Here is a 13,110-nt window from a genome sequence, read left to right as displayed (position 1 = left end):
ACTGACCTGAGCAAGAGTCAGTCAGGAGAATCTGATGGAGCGTTACACCACCCCCCACACTCCCCCCACCCTCCACGCCCCCGGCAAGCCCGCACGGCGCGCCCTCATGGGGGCCGCCGCTGCCACCGCGATCGCGGCCGGGCTGCTCGTCGCGGCCCCCGGGACCACAAACGCCGCCGTGGACTCGGTCCCCTCCGGCATCCGGACCATCTCCTCCGGCTGGACGATCCCGTGGGGCCTGAGCTGGCTGCCTGACGGCTCGGCCCTGCTCACCGAGCGGGATTCGTTCAAGGTGTTCCGGCTCACGCGGTCGGGCGACAAGACCGAGATCGGAACGGTACCCAACGTCGAGACCACGGGCGGCGAGGGCGGTCTGCTGGGCATCGCGGTCTCGCCGGACTGGGACAGCGACCACCACATCTACCTCATGCACTCGGCCTCCCGCGACAACCGGATCGTCCGGATGACCTACGACGGCTCCTCGCTCGGCGACTACACGGCGCTGGTCACGGGGATCAAGAAGAACCGGTACCACAACGGCGGCCGTATCAAGTTCGGCCCCGACGGCTACCTCTACGCCACCACAGGAGACGCACAGAGCGCCGGCCTGGCACAGGACAAGAACTCGTTGAACGGCAAGATCCTGCGGATGACCACCGACGGCGAACCCGCCCCCGGCAATCCATTCGGCACGCTCGTCTACTCTCTCGGCCACCGCAACCCGCAGGGCCTCACCTGGGACCCGGACGGCAGGCTCTGGGAGGCCGAGTTCGGCAGCAGCAAGTACGACGAGCTCAATCTGATCGAGCCGGGCAAGAACTACGGCTGGCCGGTCTGTGAGGGCGAGTGCTCCACCTCGGGGATGACCAACCCGAAGCGGCAGTGGCCGGTCAGCGAGGCCTCGCCGAGCGCGGTCACCTACGCCGACGGGGCCATCTACATGGCGGCCCTGCGCGGCCAGCGGCTGTGGCGTATCCCGGTCGACGGCAGCCACGCCGGTGACCCCAAGGCGTACTACGTCAACGACTACGGCCGGCTGCGCACGGTGGAGAAGGTCCCGGGGAGCAACGCCCTGTGGCTGTCCACGACCAACGCCGACAACAACGGCCGCCAGCCGGACGGCGCCGACAAGGTCTTCCAGGTCGACCTCGGGTAGCTTCGCGGCGACCGACCCGCGGTCGCGACCTTACGAGCCACGCACCACAAGCCCCGTGTCCTCACGCATCCAGGCGTTCGCCAGGAGGTTTGCCCAGGAGGTTTGCCCATGCGATGGTCCCGCCCCGCGCGCTGGCGCGGTCGTTTACTGCTGGCCGCGGCCATGCTGCTGACGACCACGGTCGTCACCGCCCCCGCCCCCGCGTCGGCGACAGCCGATCCGACCTACAAGGACCCGAGCCGGCCCGTGCCGCAGCGGGTCGACGACCTGCTCGGCAGAATGTCGCTGGACGAGAAGATCGGCCAGATGACACAGGCCGAGCGGACCGCGGTCTCCGCCGCCGATCTCACCACGTACCGGCTCGGCTCGCTGCTGTCCGGCGGCGGCTCGGCCCCGTCGCCCAACACCGCGACGGCCTGGGCAGATATGTACGACGGCTTCCAGCAGGCCGCGATGGCCACCCCGCTCGGCATCCCGATGATCTACGGTGTGGACGCGGTGCACGGTCACAACAATGTGCACGGGGCGACCATCTTTCCGCACAACATCGGCCTCGGCGCCACGGGCGACCCCGCACTGGTGCGGCGCATCGGCAGGGCCACCGCCGAGGAGGTCTCGGGCACCGGCATTGACTGGAACTTCTCCCCCTGCCTGTGCGTCGCGCGCAACGACCGCTGGGGCCGGACCTACGAGTCGTACGGCGAGAAGCCCGAGATCGCCACATCGATGACCACGCTCATCACCGGGCTGCAGGGGGCCAGGCTCTCCGACCCCGGCTCCGTCATGGCCACGGCCAAGCACTACCTCGGTGATGGCGGCACCACCGGAGGCAAGGACCAGGGCGACACCGAGGTGAGCGAGGCTGAGCTGCGCGCCGTCCATCTGCCGCCCTTCCGCAAGGCCATCGCCAGGAACGCCGGCTCGGTGATGATCTCCTACAGCAGCTGGAACGGCACAAAGCTGCACGGCCACCGCTACCTGATCACCGATGTCCTCAAGCAGGAGCTGGGATTCGAGGGGGTGGTCATCTCGGACTGGAACGCCATCGACCAGATCGACGGCCAGCCCGGCTTCACCGCCGAAGAGGTGCGTACCTCGGTCAATGCGGGCCTGGACATGATCATGCTGCCGTATGAGTGGCGTTCGTTCATCTCGCTGCTCAGGGACGAGGTGCGGGCCGGGCGTGTGCCGATGTCCCGCATCGACGACGCCAACCGGCGGATCCTGACCAAGAAGTTCGAACTGGGGCTGTTCGAGAAGCCGTACACCGACCGCTCGTACACCGGCAAGGTCGGCAGTGCGGAGCACCGGAAGCTGGCCCGTGAGGCCGTGCGCGCATCGCAGGTGGTGCTCAAGAACAAGCACGGCGTGCTGCCGTTACCCAAGACCGCCGGCAAGGTCTTCGTGGCCGGCAAGAACGCCGACGACATCGGGAACCAGAGCGGTGGCTGGACCATCGACTGGCAGGGCAAGAGCGGCCCGATCACACCGGGAACCACGATCCTGCAGGGCATCCGTTCGGCCGTATCTCCCGCCACGACCGTCACCTACGGCCGTAACGGCAACGGCGTCGACGGCAGTTACCAGGCCGCCATCGCCGTCGTCGGCGAGACGCCCTACGCGGAGGGCCAAGGCGACCGGACGGGCGGACTCGGTCTGGACCGCGAGGACCTGGACACGCTCGCACGGCTGAAGGCATCCGGCGTACCGGTGGTCGTGGTCCTTGTCTCCGGGCGCCCGCTGGGCATCGCCGCCGAGCTGCCGTTGTGGGACGCGCTGGTGGCGGCGTGGCTGCCCGGTACCGAGGGCGGCGGAGTCGCGGACGTCCTCTTCGGCGACCACCAGCCGACGGGGAAACTGCCGGTGACCTGGATGCGGAGCGCGAGCCAGCTGCCGATCAACGACGGCGACGGCAAACCGGCGCTGTTCGCCTACGGCCACGGCAAGCAGTTCCCACAGAAGCAGAACCCCTACGACGTCATCGGCGCGGCCTACTACGACGAACAGCGCGGCGTCCGGCTGGAGCGCTGCACCGACGTTGGCTGCGGGCAGAACATCGGGTGGATCGCGGACGGTGACCATGCCGGCTACGCCGATGTGGACTTCGGCAGCTCCGCCCCCACCCGGGTGACGACCAGGCTGGCGTCCGGCTCCGGCGCCACGGGAGCCCTGGAGTACCGGTTGGACAGCCCCACCGGGCCGCTGCTCGCCACCGTTCCGACGCGCAACACCGGTGGCTGGCAGTCCTGGACGAGCCGCACGGTGAACACCAGCGGCACGGTCACGGGCGTGCACCGGCTGTACGTGGTGGCAAGCGGAGGCGGTGACGCCGACCTGGTCAACCTGAACTGGTTCCAGTTCAGCCGATAGGCTTGGCACGGGGGTGACGGGGCGACAGCGTCATCTCGCAGCCGATGGAGTCATGTACCGACGCCAGCTCGGACAGGGCGACCGCGTAGCACCCCCGGTCCCCCGGGCATGTCTCATCGGGCACGCATCAGCGGCTCGCTGCCCAGGAGTGGGCTACGTCCACGACCACGCGGTCGCCCATCTGGAACACCCGGAACGGCAGCTTTGCCCGTACGCCCAAGCCCACTTGGGTATCGCCTTCGAAGCTGCTCGCGAACCGCGCGTCCCTGAACGTCTGGTAGCCGGTGAGGTCCACACCGGGGAGTGCCTGTCCGGCCTTGCCGCCATAAGTCGGCTTGCCGGTTTGCGGGTCGTAGCTCGGCGCGGCGACCCGTAGCTCAAGGACGGCACCGCCGCTCACCGGGATGTGGTCCCCGGTTCCGTCCTGGTGCAGCTCGCTTACATAGCTGACGTGGTAGCCGATCGCGTTGCTGGACGTCGCGTCGGGCACGTCGAAGACGATTCTGTCGTAGCAGTCGTGGCGCCCGGTCCGGATGTTCTCAAGCGGCTTGTACGCCGACTCGGGGCTGGCCTTCGGCAGGCTTCCCCAGTCGGTGGCGCAGTTCGCCGCGTTCGCCGGTGTGGTCATCCCGGCCGAGAGCCCCGATCCCAGCAGCGCTATCGCAGCCAGCGCTGTCAGCATTCGTCGCATATATCCCACCCCTTCTCATATCACCCTGCGATTGCCCACAGGACCGGTGATCAAACATTCGAAACGCCAGTCCGCTTTGCCCCGCCCCTCAAACAGCTGGTTTCGACCCACCGGTTAACGAGTCTCACAGCCAGCCTCTCCACAGGCTAGAGGGGAAGCGCAGGTCAGGTATCCCTTTAAGACGATCATGATGGCGCGTGACGCCCCCGGGAGCGTGAAGCGATCCCTGGGCACGCCGACCTGACGTCGCGATATGACGGTCCGTAAACGTCCTGAAAAAGATGCCGCACCTCGAAAATCACTGGACCCTCTGTCAAGGTCATGGCGTTTCGTCCGTCAACGAACAGGGAGGGATTGTGGTGAGGGGTACTGTCCTCGCCCGAATACGCGGCATCTTGGCCATGGGAACAACCGGGATCCTAGCCGCCGGACTGTTATGGGGAGGCTCCCCGGCCCCGGCCGTCGAACCGTCATCCGCCGCCGACGAAGCGCCACTGCTGGATGCCGGCTCCCCTGCCGGGAAGAAGTTCCGGGCCTCCGGACGTCTCATAGGCGGCAACGGGACAACCTGTACAGCGACGCTTATTCACGCCACCGGAAAGCCGGACCCGGCCGATAAGGCGCTCGTCCTGAGTAATGGGCACTGCGTCAGCGACTCCATGAAGACCAACGAGGTCATCGCCAGCGAGAGCGCGCCAGCGGGCTGGAGTTTCACACCCGCGTTCTTCCACGACAATGTCTCCGAGCACCAGCGGTTTCCCGTAGAGCGCATCACCTACGCGACGATGAAGGACATCGATGTCTCGGTGCTCCAGCTCTCGGCCACCTACGGGGATCTCCAGAAACTTGAGGTAACGCCGCGGACTCTGTCAGCCGGCCGGCCCGCTGTGGGTTCGGCTCTGCAGGCGGCGCACGCGCCGACCGACGGTGTGCAGGACGGCAAGCGGTTTCTGCGGCTGTCCGACTGTGCGGTCACGGCCTCCTCGGTGTCCCTGCATGAGTACACCTGGCTGTGGGAGGGCGCCACCCGGACCGACTGCCTCGGCATCAGCGGCGGCTCCTCGGGCGGCGCCGTCACCGCCACGGACGGAAACCAGCTCGTCGGGCTGATCAATACCGTCTCCACCTCCGGATACCTCGGCTGTGGACTGGGGCGGCCCTGTGAGGGAAGCCCGTCGGGACTGGTGGTTCCCAAGGACAACACCGTCTACGCCACCCCGGTCGATGCGGTCGCCTCATGCCTGGACGAGCGAGGGCTGCGGCTGGACAAGCAGGGGTGCCGGCTCGATCGAGGTCAGCAGGTGAATGTCACCGCGTCGGGACAGCACACACAGAGCGAGACCTCCCAGGGGCGGGCCCGCTGGGACGCCCACATCACACCCGCCGGTGACCAGGCACACGCGTACGTCACCTTCAAGAGCGGCCCATTGGGTGTCATCGACTGCAAGAAGCCGGAAGGGTATGCCAAGCCTCAGCCGCTGACCTCCGCGGGAGTGGACTACGACGAACTCCTGGCGGAAGAAGACAACATATACGTCCTCTGCGTGGTGGGCGGACCGGATAACACCCTGCGGGGACACGGCTGGGATACCTCTTTCGCGCACCCGTCGTACGCCTACGCCCGCGTCGACAACACCGCGCCGAGCGTGCCCCCGCAGGTCGACATCGAACGTTTCGGCAGCGGAGCGGAAGCCTCCTACTGGGTACGGCCGGTGTACGCGCCATGGGAGATCACCGCGTACAAGGTCAAGTACGGGCCGGAGGCGACCATCGACTGTGCGGACCCCGAGGGCTACCGGCACTATCTGGGCGTCCCCACCACCCTGAAGGCGTCCGAAGGCCCCTGGACATACTGCGCCATCGGCTATGACAACGCCGACAATCCCACAAAGCCCGCGGCATTCGCTCTGCCGTCCACCACCCGCTGAAGCCCACCCGGCACATTCAGCATCGCCCGTCTGGGGCCCCGCACGTCATCGGACGTGCGGGGCCCCAGCGCGGTGACCGGTACCCGTGCACACCGGCGCCGATGAGTTTCGGATCGCCGTGGCGTCTGTCTCTTCGACAGCTCGACAGCCAGGCCACTGGTCACACCACGAGAGAAACGAGACAACTCATGCCCAAGAAGATCTTCGTCAACCTCCCCGTCAAGGACCTCGACAGGTCGATCGCGTTCTTCACCGAACTCGGCTTCTCCTTCGACTCCCAGTTCACGGACGAGAACGCGTCCTGCCTGGTCATCAGCGATGACATCTACGCCATGCTGCTCGTTGAACCGTACTTCCGGACCTTCACCAAGAAGGACATCGCTGACGCCACGACCAGCACCGAGGCAATCCTGTGCCTGGGAGTCGACAGCAGGCAGGAGGTCGACGAGCTGGCCGACAAGGCCCTCGCCGCTGGCGGACAGCCCGCCATGGACAGCAACGACCAGGGGTTCATGTACGGACGCAGCTTCCAGGACCCTGATGGACACCACTGGGAGGTGATGTACATGGACATCGCCTCGGCGTCGTAGGGCTGGGCTTGCTTCATCGGGATCGGGTGTCACAGAGCTATGCGTCCACCGGCCCGACGGCAGCCGAGATGGTTGCCGTCGGGCCGGTGGGGGCTATGTGGCCGGGGGGTCCGCGGGCAGGGGGCTGCTGCGGTCAGGGGCGGTGAGGGGGGCCATCAGGTCGCCATGGTCCTCCAGGCGGTCGAAGATATCGTCGATCTGGAAGGCAAGCTGGTCAGGCTGGGTGCAGGCCTCGATCTCGGCCCATGTGACGGGAGTGGACACGGTCGGGGTCTGACGGGCGCGCACGGTGTAAGCGGTGGCGGTGGTCTTGGCTGCGGCGTTCTGGCTGTAGTCGATGAATACCTTCCCCGGCCGCAGAGAGCGGGTCATCCGGTGGACGACCAGGTCGGGCAGGGCCCTTTCGGCCTCCTCAGCGAGGGATTTGGCGTACGCGGTGGCCCGCTTCGCGGGCGTGAGCGTGATGGGGACCAGCACATGCAGCCCCACGGAGCCGGAGGTCTTCGGATAGACGGACAGGCCGTCGGCCGTGAGGCGGCCATGAAGCCACTGGGCGACGGTGCAGCAGTCCACCACGGTTGCGCCCTTGCCCGGGTCGAGATCGAAGACCAGCAGGTCCGCGAGGCCGCGACCGGCGGTGGTCCGCCAGGTGGTGGTGTGGAACTCCACCACGAGGTTGGCCGCCCACAGCAGTGACGGCACATCCTGGACGAGGACGTGTTCGTTGACGGTGCCGTCGCTCCTTGGAATCTCATAGGTCTGCACCCACTCCGGAGCGTGGGGCGGCACATTCTTCGTGAAGAACTTCTGGCCTTCGGGCCCGTCCGGGTAGCGCAGAAAGCTCACCGGACGCCCGTACAGATGCGGGAGCATAACGGGAGCGGTCCGGGCGTAGTAGTGGACCAGCTCACCCTTCGTCGTACCGCTGCTCGGGTAGAGGACCTTCTCCAGATTGCTCAGGGCCAGACGTCGCCCCTCCACGATGGTCATCGGAGCCATACTCCGAGAATCGCACGCACCCTGACTGCCGCCCTGGACTGTCGCGGTGCGGCGCCCCGATCTACCCTGAAGATCGCAAGAAAGGAACAAATTATGCGATCTACCTGGAAAGGGTCAATTTCGTTCGGGCTAGTGAACATCCCGGTTCAGCTCTACACCGCCACCCAGGAGCACGACATCCCGCTCCACCAGGTCCACGAAAAGGACGGCTCGCGGGTGCGCATGAGACGGTTCTGCGAGGCAGAGGACAAGGAAATCCCCTACGAGGAGATCACCAAGGGCTACGAGGCCCCGGACGGCACCACCGTCAAGCTGACCGATGAGGATCTGGCGGAGCTGCCGGTGCCCAGTAAGAAAGTGATCGACGTACTGGCCTTCGTGGACGCCGACACCATCGATCCTCTGATGTTCTCCAAGCCCTATTACGTGGGTGTCGCCGACCGCTCCGCCAGCAAGCCCTACGCCCTGCTCCGGGAAGCGCTGTCGGAGTCCGGGCAGATCGCCGTCACCAAGATCGCCATGCGGACCAGGGAGTCTCTCGCCGTTCTCCGTGTAGTGGGAGACACACTTGTCCTGCAGACATGTCTATGGCCGGACGAGGTCCGCCCCATCAGCGACATCGCCCCGGAAGAAGATGTGGCGGTGCGGCCACAGGAACTCAAGATGGCCCGTTCTCTGATGGAAACCCTGTCCGAGGATTTCGACCTGACCGAGCTCCACGACGAGTATCAGGAGGCGCTGCGGCAAGTGCTCGAAGCCCGCCTGCAGGGTGTGGAGCCGCCGCACGCCGAGGAGGTGCCGGCGGCTGGGGGCAAGGTCATCGACTTGATGGCCGCCCTGGAGAAGAGCGTCGAGGACGCCAAGACGAGCCGCGGCGAGCAGGCCCCAGCGAAGAAGACGGCCAAGAAGGCGGCCGGCTCAAAAAAGTCCAGTACCGCCAAGACAGCCAAGAGCACAGCCAAGAAGACAACGGCGAAGAAGAAGGCTCCGGCGAAGAAGTCCGCCGGCCGCCGCACTGCTTCCTAGACTCCGCTCAGCCCCTCCCAAGGCGGCGAAGGTCCTCATGGTGGACCAATTGCGTCGTTTCGCTCACGCCGCCTGTGCTTCCTCCCAGCGATAGTTGGGGGAGGCCATAGCGGGCGTCGTGAGCCCGCGTTCACCCATCAGGCCCCCGATCGCGTGACCCCCGCACCCTCGGACCAGGAGCGCACTCATGGCCCTGTCGATCTCCGGCGTCCTCCTCCTCGGCATCGTCATCTTTCTGCTCACCCGCAAGGGCGGTCTCAAGGTTTCCCATGCCGTCATCTGCGCACTTCTTGGCTTCTACCTCGCCGACACCGCTATCGCCCCCGGCATCGAAGCCAGTGGGGCGACCTTTGCCAGCCTCCTGAGTGACCTCAACCCCTGATGCCCGGCACCCGTCTCACCGCACCGTCACACCGGAAACGGTCCGTGCGATCACCAGACGCTGAATCTCGCTCGTACCCTCAAAAATGGTGTAGATGGCAGCGTCCCGGTGCATCCGCTCGACCGGGTACTCGCGGGTGAATCCGTTACCGCCCAGGATCTGCATGGCCTGTGACGTCACCGACTTCGCCGTCTCCCCCGCGAACAGCTTGGACATCGATCCCTCCGCGGAGTCGAATGGCTTGCCCGCGGCCGCCATCCAGGAAGCGCGCCACACGAGAAGGCGAGCGGCGTCGATTCGCGTGCGCATATCAGCGAGCTGGAAAGCGATCCCCTGGTTGTCGATGATCGGCCGACCGAACTGCACCCGCGTCTTGGCGTAGTCCAGGGCGACCTCATAGGCGGCGCGGGCGATACCGACAGCCTGGGCGCCGACAGCGGGGCGGGAGGCCTCGAAGGTGGCCATGGCTGCGTTCTTGGTGCGGGCACCGCCCGTACGGGCCCGTTCGCGGGCGCGGGCGAGCCGCTCGTCCAGCTTCTCCTTGCCGCCCAGGAGGCAGTGCCCAGGGATACGGACGTCCTCGAGGACGACCTCAGCGGTGTGTGAGGCGCGGATACCGTGCTTCTTGAATTTCTGGCCCTGGGAAAGGCCAGGGGTATCGGGGGGAATGATGAAGGAGGCGTGGCCCCGGGCGCCCAGTTCCGGGTCGACGACCGCGACGACGACATGGACGTTGGCGATACCGCCGTTCGTCGCCCAGGTCTTGGTGCCGTTCAGCACCCATTCATCCTTGGCCCCGTCGTAGACGGCGCGGGTGCGCATGGCGGAGACGTCAGAGCCCGCGTCGGGCTCGGAGGAGCAGAAGGCAGCGACCTTGACGTCGTCCGCGTCCCCGTACATCTGCGGAATCCAGGTTCCTACCTGCTCCTCGGTGCCATTGGCCAGGACACCGACAGCGGCCAGGCCGGTACCGACGATCGACAGACCGATGCCGGCATCGCCCCAGAACAGCTCCTCCATGGCCATCGGAATTCCCAGACCCGTGGGGTCGAAGAACTGCTGGGCGTAGAAGTCGAGGGAGTAAAGGCCGATCTTCGCGGCCTCCTGGATGATGGGCCAGGGCGTTTCCTCGCGCTCGTCCCACTCGGCGGCGGCCGGGCGCATCACATCGGCAGCGAACCCGTGGATCCACTCTTGTACGGCCTTCTGGTCATCGTTGAGATCCAGCGCGAACTCTGCCATAGAGGCCCCCTACAGTGACTTGCTACAGTGGCTTGTTACTAGCGGTAACACAGTCTGTTACCCGTCAGTAAGCCATGTCAACTCCCTCCGTGCCCCCGATCTCCTCCCCCCTGCGGGTGTTACGTTGCGCAGGGGCAAGGCAAAAGCACGGGCGGGGAGAGACGTCATGAACACCAGTCAGCAGAGCGACCAGCGCAGCGCCGCCGAGCGCAGACGTGCGGAGTTGCTGGAGGCCGCCGACCGGGTGGTGATGCGGGAGGGCCCCGGCGCCTCCATGAACGCCATCGCCGCCGAGGCCGGTATCACCAAGCCCATCCTCTACCGCCACTTCGGAGACAAGGGAGGGCTCTACCGAGCCCTGGCGATACGGCACACCGATGCCCTGCTGGAGGCCTTGCGCGCCGCGCTGGACGCTCCCGCCGGACGACGCGAGCGGGTCGAGTCCACGCTGGACACCTACCTCGCCGCGATCGAGGCCCATCCGCAGGTCTACCGGTTCCTGATGCACCCGGCCGAGGAGGAGGCGGGCAGGGATCAGGGATTTGATGTCGGGCAGCACTCGGCCCCCCTGCTGCGCAGACTGGGCGAGGAGCTCGGCAGGGTCATCGATGAGCGGGTCGACCTCGGCCCGGGGAGCGATGAGCTGGCCCGGGTGTGGGGTCATGGCATCGTCGGGATGATGCACGCGGCCGGGGACTGGTGGCTCAGGGACCGCCCTTGCCCACGTGCCCAGCTGGTCAAGCATCTGGCGGATCTGCTCTGGGGACGCCTGGCCGCGGCCGGCGACCGGCTCGGCGGACCGGCGTTCTGAGGCTAGGCGCCCGACCGGCCCGCCCAGGAGGTGCGCCGGATGGCGCGCAGCAGCGCCCGGCGCCGCAGTCCGCCGAGCCGGTCCGCGTACACGGTCCCGTCGAGGTGGTCGCACTCGTGCTGCAGACACCGGGCGAAGAAGCCGGTGCCCTCGACCCGGGCCACGCTGCCGTCGGAGCGCAGTCCTTCCACGACGGCGTGGTCGGAACGGGCCGTCGCGGCCTCCAGACCGGGAAGGGACAGACAGCCCTCCGGGCCACGGATGGCCAGGTCACCGGTCCCGGCAAGGCGCGGATTGATCAGATGGCCAATATGCCGCTGGTCATCGTCGTCCGGGCAGTCGTATACGAATACCCGCAGAGGAAGGCCGATCTGATTGGCTGCCAGCCCCACTCCCCTGGCCGCGTACATGGTGGCGAACATATCCTCGATGAGCCGCGTGAGCGGTGCGCCGAAGTCCGTCACGTCCTCGCAGGCGGCGTGCAGTGCCGGATCGCCGAAAAGACGCAGAGGCCGGATGCTTCCGGAACTGCCGGGTATGGCGCCACGTCGCATGTCCACAGCCTACGGGTGGCTGGTCACCGAACGATGACGCGGTTCGGGTTAGCGACCGGGATCTCGGTAGGCTGCACTCTGACCGAAGCGCAAGGAGGATCAAGGACGATGGCAGGCAACTCGGAGCCGCTGTCGCCGCGGGCCAAACTGGCTGTGACGGCGGGCAGGGCCGCGGCAGCGGTGTCGCGAGCCGCAGGCCGTGGAAGCGGATCAGTCATCGGCGGCCGGGTGGCACTGAGACTCGACCCTGATCTACTGGCTCGGCTGGCTGGGCATCTGGACGTGATCCTGGTGTCGGCGACCAACGGTAAGACGACGACCACCCGGCTGATCGCTGAGGCCCTGCGGGCCAGTGGCGAGGAGGTCGTCTCCAACGCGCTGGGGGCGAACATGCCAGCCGGTATCACTTCGGCCCTGGCGGGTGGCTCAAGCGCACGCTATGGCGTGATCGAGGTGGATGAGAAATACCTGGCCGGGGTGGCCGGTGATGTGACGCCGAAGGCCATCGCACTGCTCAACCTCTCCCGTGACCAGCTCGACCGCGCGGCTGAGACCCGGATGCTTGCGGAGCGGTGGCGGGAGGGGCTGTCCGACTCGAAGGCCGTCATCGTCGCGAACGCCGATGACCCGCTGGTCGTATGGGCCGCGTCCTCCTCGCCCAATGTTGTGTGGGTGGCCGCCGGGCAGGAGTGGAAGGACGATGCCTGGTCGTGCCCGTCGTGCGGCGGTGTGATGCAACGGCCCGGTGATGACTGGTTCTGCGGTGAGTGCGGATTCCGCCGCCCGACGCCGAGCTGGGCGCTCTCCGGTGATCATGTACTGGACCCGCACGGCTCGGCCTGGCCCATCCAGCTGCAGCTGCCGGGACGGGCGAACAAGGCGAACGCCACCACCTCGGCGGCGGTAGCGGCCGTCTTCGGGGTGCCGCCGCAGATGGCGCTGGAGCGTATGTACGCGGTCACCGCGGTCGCCGGGCGGTACGACGTCATCTCGTACCAGGGCCGGGACATCCGGCTGCTGCTGGCCAAGAATCCGGCGGGCTGGCTGGAGACCTTCTCCCTGATCGATCCCCCGCCCGCACCGGTGATCCTGTCCGTCAACGCCCGCGGCGCCGATGGCACCGACACCTCCTGGCTCTGGGACGTCGACTACTCACGGCTGGCCGGGCATCCGATCTGTGTGATCGGTGACCGGCGTCTCGACCTGGCAGTGCGTCTTGAGGTGGCCGGTGTCGACTTCCAGGTGTGCGAGAGCGCCGAGGAGGCCGTGCGGAAGTGTCCGCCCGGCCGGATCGAGGCGATCGCGAACTACACCGCGTTCCAGGACCTGCGCCGCGTTGTCGGCAACTGACCCATCGTCGC

12 protein-coding genes are annotated in these 13,110 nt (G+C 67.0%); 8 read left to right on the top strand and 4 right to left on the bottom strand.

What is annotated here, in order from left to right:
• The first annotated feature begins 106 nt into the window (after positions 1-106).
• The gene (locus test1122_RS26240; protein WP_232272079.1) at positions 107-1,156 is read left to right on the top strand and encodes a PQQ-dependent sugar dehydrogenase; all 1,050 of its coding nucleotides are present in this window, start codon (positions 107-109) and stop codon (positions 1,154-1,156) included.
• A 108-nt stretch (positions 1,157-1,264) separates the two neighbouring features.
• The gene (locus tag test1122_RS26235; protein ID WP_232271649.1) at positions 1,265-3,526 is read left to right on the top strand and encodes a glycoside hydrolase family 3 N-terminal domain-containing protein; all 2,262 of its coding nucleotides are present in this window, start codon (positions 1,265-1,267) and stop codon (positions 3,524-3,526) included.
• 127 nt (positions 3,527-3,653) lie between these two features.
• Here the strand turns inward: test1122_RS26235 and test1122_RS26230 are convergent, their stop codons facing one another.
• Positions 3,654-4,217, bottom strand: coding sequence for an AMIN-like domain-containing (lipo)protein (locus test1122_RS26230; protein WP_232271648.1), 564 nt, complete (start codon positions 4,215-4,217; stop codon positions 3,654-3,656).
• A 401-nt stretch (positions 4,218-4,618) separates the two neighbouring features.
• On the opposite strand from test1122_RS26230, the gene test1122_RS26225 reads away from it, so the two are divergent.
• Positions 4,619-6,145, top strand: coding sequence for a trypsin-like peptidase domain-containing protein (locus tag test1122_RS26225; protein ID WP_232271647.1), 1,527 nt, complete (start codon positions 4,619-4,621; stop codon positions 6,143-6,145).
• A gap of 188 nt (positions 6,146-6,333) precedes the next feature.
• On the top strand, positions 6,334-6,735 hold the full coding sequence (locus test1122_RS26220) for a VOC family protein (protein ID WP_232271646.1): 402 nt from the start codon (positions 6,334-6,336) through the stop codon (positions 6,733-6,735).
• Between the two features lie 93 nt (positions 6,736-6,828).
• Here test1122_RS26220 and ligD read toward each other — a convergent pair whose 3' ends face one another.
• The gene (ligD, locus tag test1122_RS26215) at positions 6,829-7,734 is read right to left on the bottom strand and encodes a non-homologous end-joining DNA ligase (protein WP_232271645.1); all 906 of its coding nucleotides are present in this window, start codon (positions 7,732-7,734) and stop codon (positions 6,829-6,831) included.
• Positions 7,735-7,827: 93 nt separating this feature from the next.
• Between ligD and ku the strand changes: the two genes are divergently transcribed.
• Both ku and test1122_RS26205 read left to right on the top strand, forming a co-directional pair.
• Complete coding sequence (gene ku, locus test1122_RS26210; RefSeq protein ID WP_232271644.1) at positions 7,828-8,760, top strand: non-homologous end joining protein Ku; 933 nt, start codon at positions 7,828-7,830, stop codon at positions 8,758-8,760.
• 187 nt (positions 8,761-8,947) lie between these two features.
• Positions 8,948-9,142, top strand: a complete 195-nt coding sequence (locus test1122_RS26205; protein WP_232271643.1) for a hypothetical protein — start codon at positions 8,948-8,950, stop codon at positions 9,140-9,142.
• Positions 9,143-9,157: 15 nt separating this feature from the next.
• Here the strand turns inward: test1122_RS26205 and test1122_RS26200 are convergent, their stop codons facing one another.
• Positions 9,158-10,384 (bottom strand): acyl-CoA dehydrogenase family protein, encoded by a 1,227-nt coding sequence (locus tag test1122_RS26200; protein ID WP_232271642.1) that lies wholly within the window; start codon positions 10,382-10,384, stop codon positions 9,158-9,160.
• A 166-nt stretch (positions 10,385-10,550) separates the two neighbouring features.
• Between test1122_RS26200 and test1122_RS26195 the strand changes: the two genes are divergently transcribed.
• Entirely contained in the window at positions 10,551-11,195 is a 645-nt protein-coding gene (locus test1122_RS26195) for a TetR/AcrR family transcriptional regulator (protein WP_232271641.1), read from the top strand.
• A 2-nt stretch (positions 11,196-11,197) separates the two neighbouring features.
• On the opposite strand, the gene def is transcribed toward test1122_RS26195, so the two are convergent.
• Positions 11,198-11,749, bottom strand: a complete 552-nt coding sequence (gene def, locus test1122_RS26190) for a peptide deformylase (RefSeq protein ID WP_232271640.1) — start codon at positions 11,747-11,749, stop codon at positions 11,198-11,200.
• A 108-nt stretch (positions 11,750-11,857) separates the two neighbouring features.
• Between def and test1122_RS26185 the strand changes: the two genes are divergently transcribed.
• Positions 11,858-13,099, top strand: a complete 1,242-nt coding sequence (locus test1122_RS26185; RefSeq protein WP_232271639.1) for a MurT ligase domain-containing protein — start codon at positions 11,858-11,860, stop codon at positions 13,097-13,099.
• Positions 13,100-13,110 lie beyond the last annotated feature (11 nt).

It is taken from the genome of Streptomyces gobiensis, from assembly GCF_021216675.1.
Lineage (GTDB): Bacteria > Actinomycetota > Actinomycetes > Streptomycetales > Streptomycetaceae > Streptomyces > Streptomyces gobiensis.
This window is presented reverse-complemented; position numbering and strand designations above follow the sequence as displayed.

Bases quoted from the DNA above. Each gene is read 5' to 3' on its own strand.
- test1122_RS26240 (WP_232272079.1), top strand. From the start codon at position 107: ATGGGGGCCGCCGCTGCCACCGCGATCGCGGCCGGGCTGCTCGTCGCG.
- test1122_RS26225 (WP_232271647.1), top strand. From the start codon at position 4,619: ATGGGAACAACCGGGATCCTAGCCGCCGGACTGTTATGGGGAGGCTCC.
- test1122_RS26195 (WP_232271641.1), top strand. From the start codon at position 10,551: ATGAACACCAGTCAGCAGAGCGACCAGCGCAGCGCCGCCGAGCGCAGA.
- test1122_RS26230 (WP_232271648.1), bottom strand. From the start codon at position 4,217: ATGCGACGAATGCTGACAGCGCTGGCTGCGATAGCGCTGCTGGGATCG.
- test1122_RS26200 (WP_232271642.1), bottom strand. From the start codon at position 10,384: ATGGCAGAGTTCGCGCTGGATCTCAACGATGACCAGAAGGCCGTACAA.
- ligD (WP_232271645.1), bottom strand. From the start codon at position 7,734: ATGGCTCCGATGACCATCGTGGAGGGGCGACGTCTGGCCCTGAGCAAT.
- test1122_RS26235 (WP_232271649.1), top strand. From the start codon at position 1,265: ATGCGATGGTCCCGCCCCGCGCGCTGGCGCGGTCGTTTACTGCTGGCC.
- test1122_RS26220 (WP_232271646.1), top strand. From the start codon at position 6,334: ATGCCCAAGAAGATCTTCGTCAACCTCCCCGTCAAGGACCTCGACAGG.
- def (WP_232271640.1), bottom strand. From the start codon at position 11,749: ATGCGACGTGGCGCCATACCCGGCAGTTCCGGAAGCATCCGGCCTCTG.
- test1122_RS26205 (WP_232271643.1), top strand. From the start codon at position 8,948: ATGGCCCTGTCGATCTCCGGCGTCCTCCTCCTCGGCATCGTCATCTTT.
- ku (WP_232271644.1), top strand. From the start codon at position 7,828: ATGCGATCTACCTGGAAAGGGTCAATTTCGTTCGGGCTAGTGAACATC.
- test1122_RS26185 (WP_232271639.1), top strand. From the start codon at position 11,858: ATGGCAGGCAACTCGGAGCCGCTGTCGCCGCGGGCCAAACTGGCTGTG.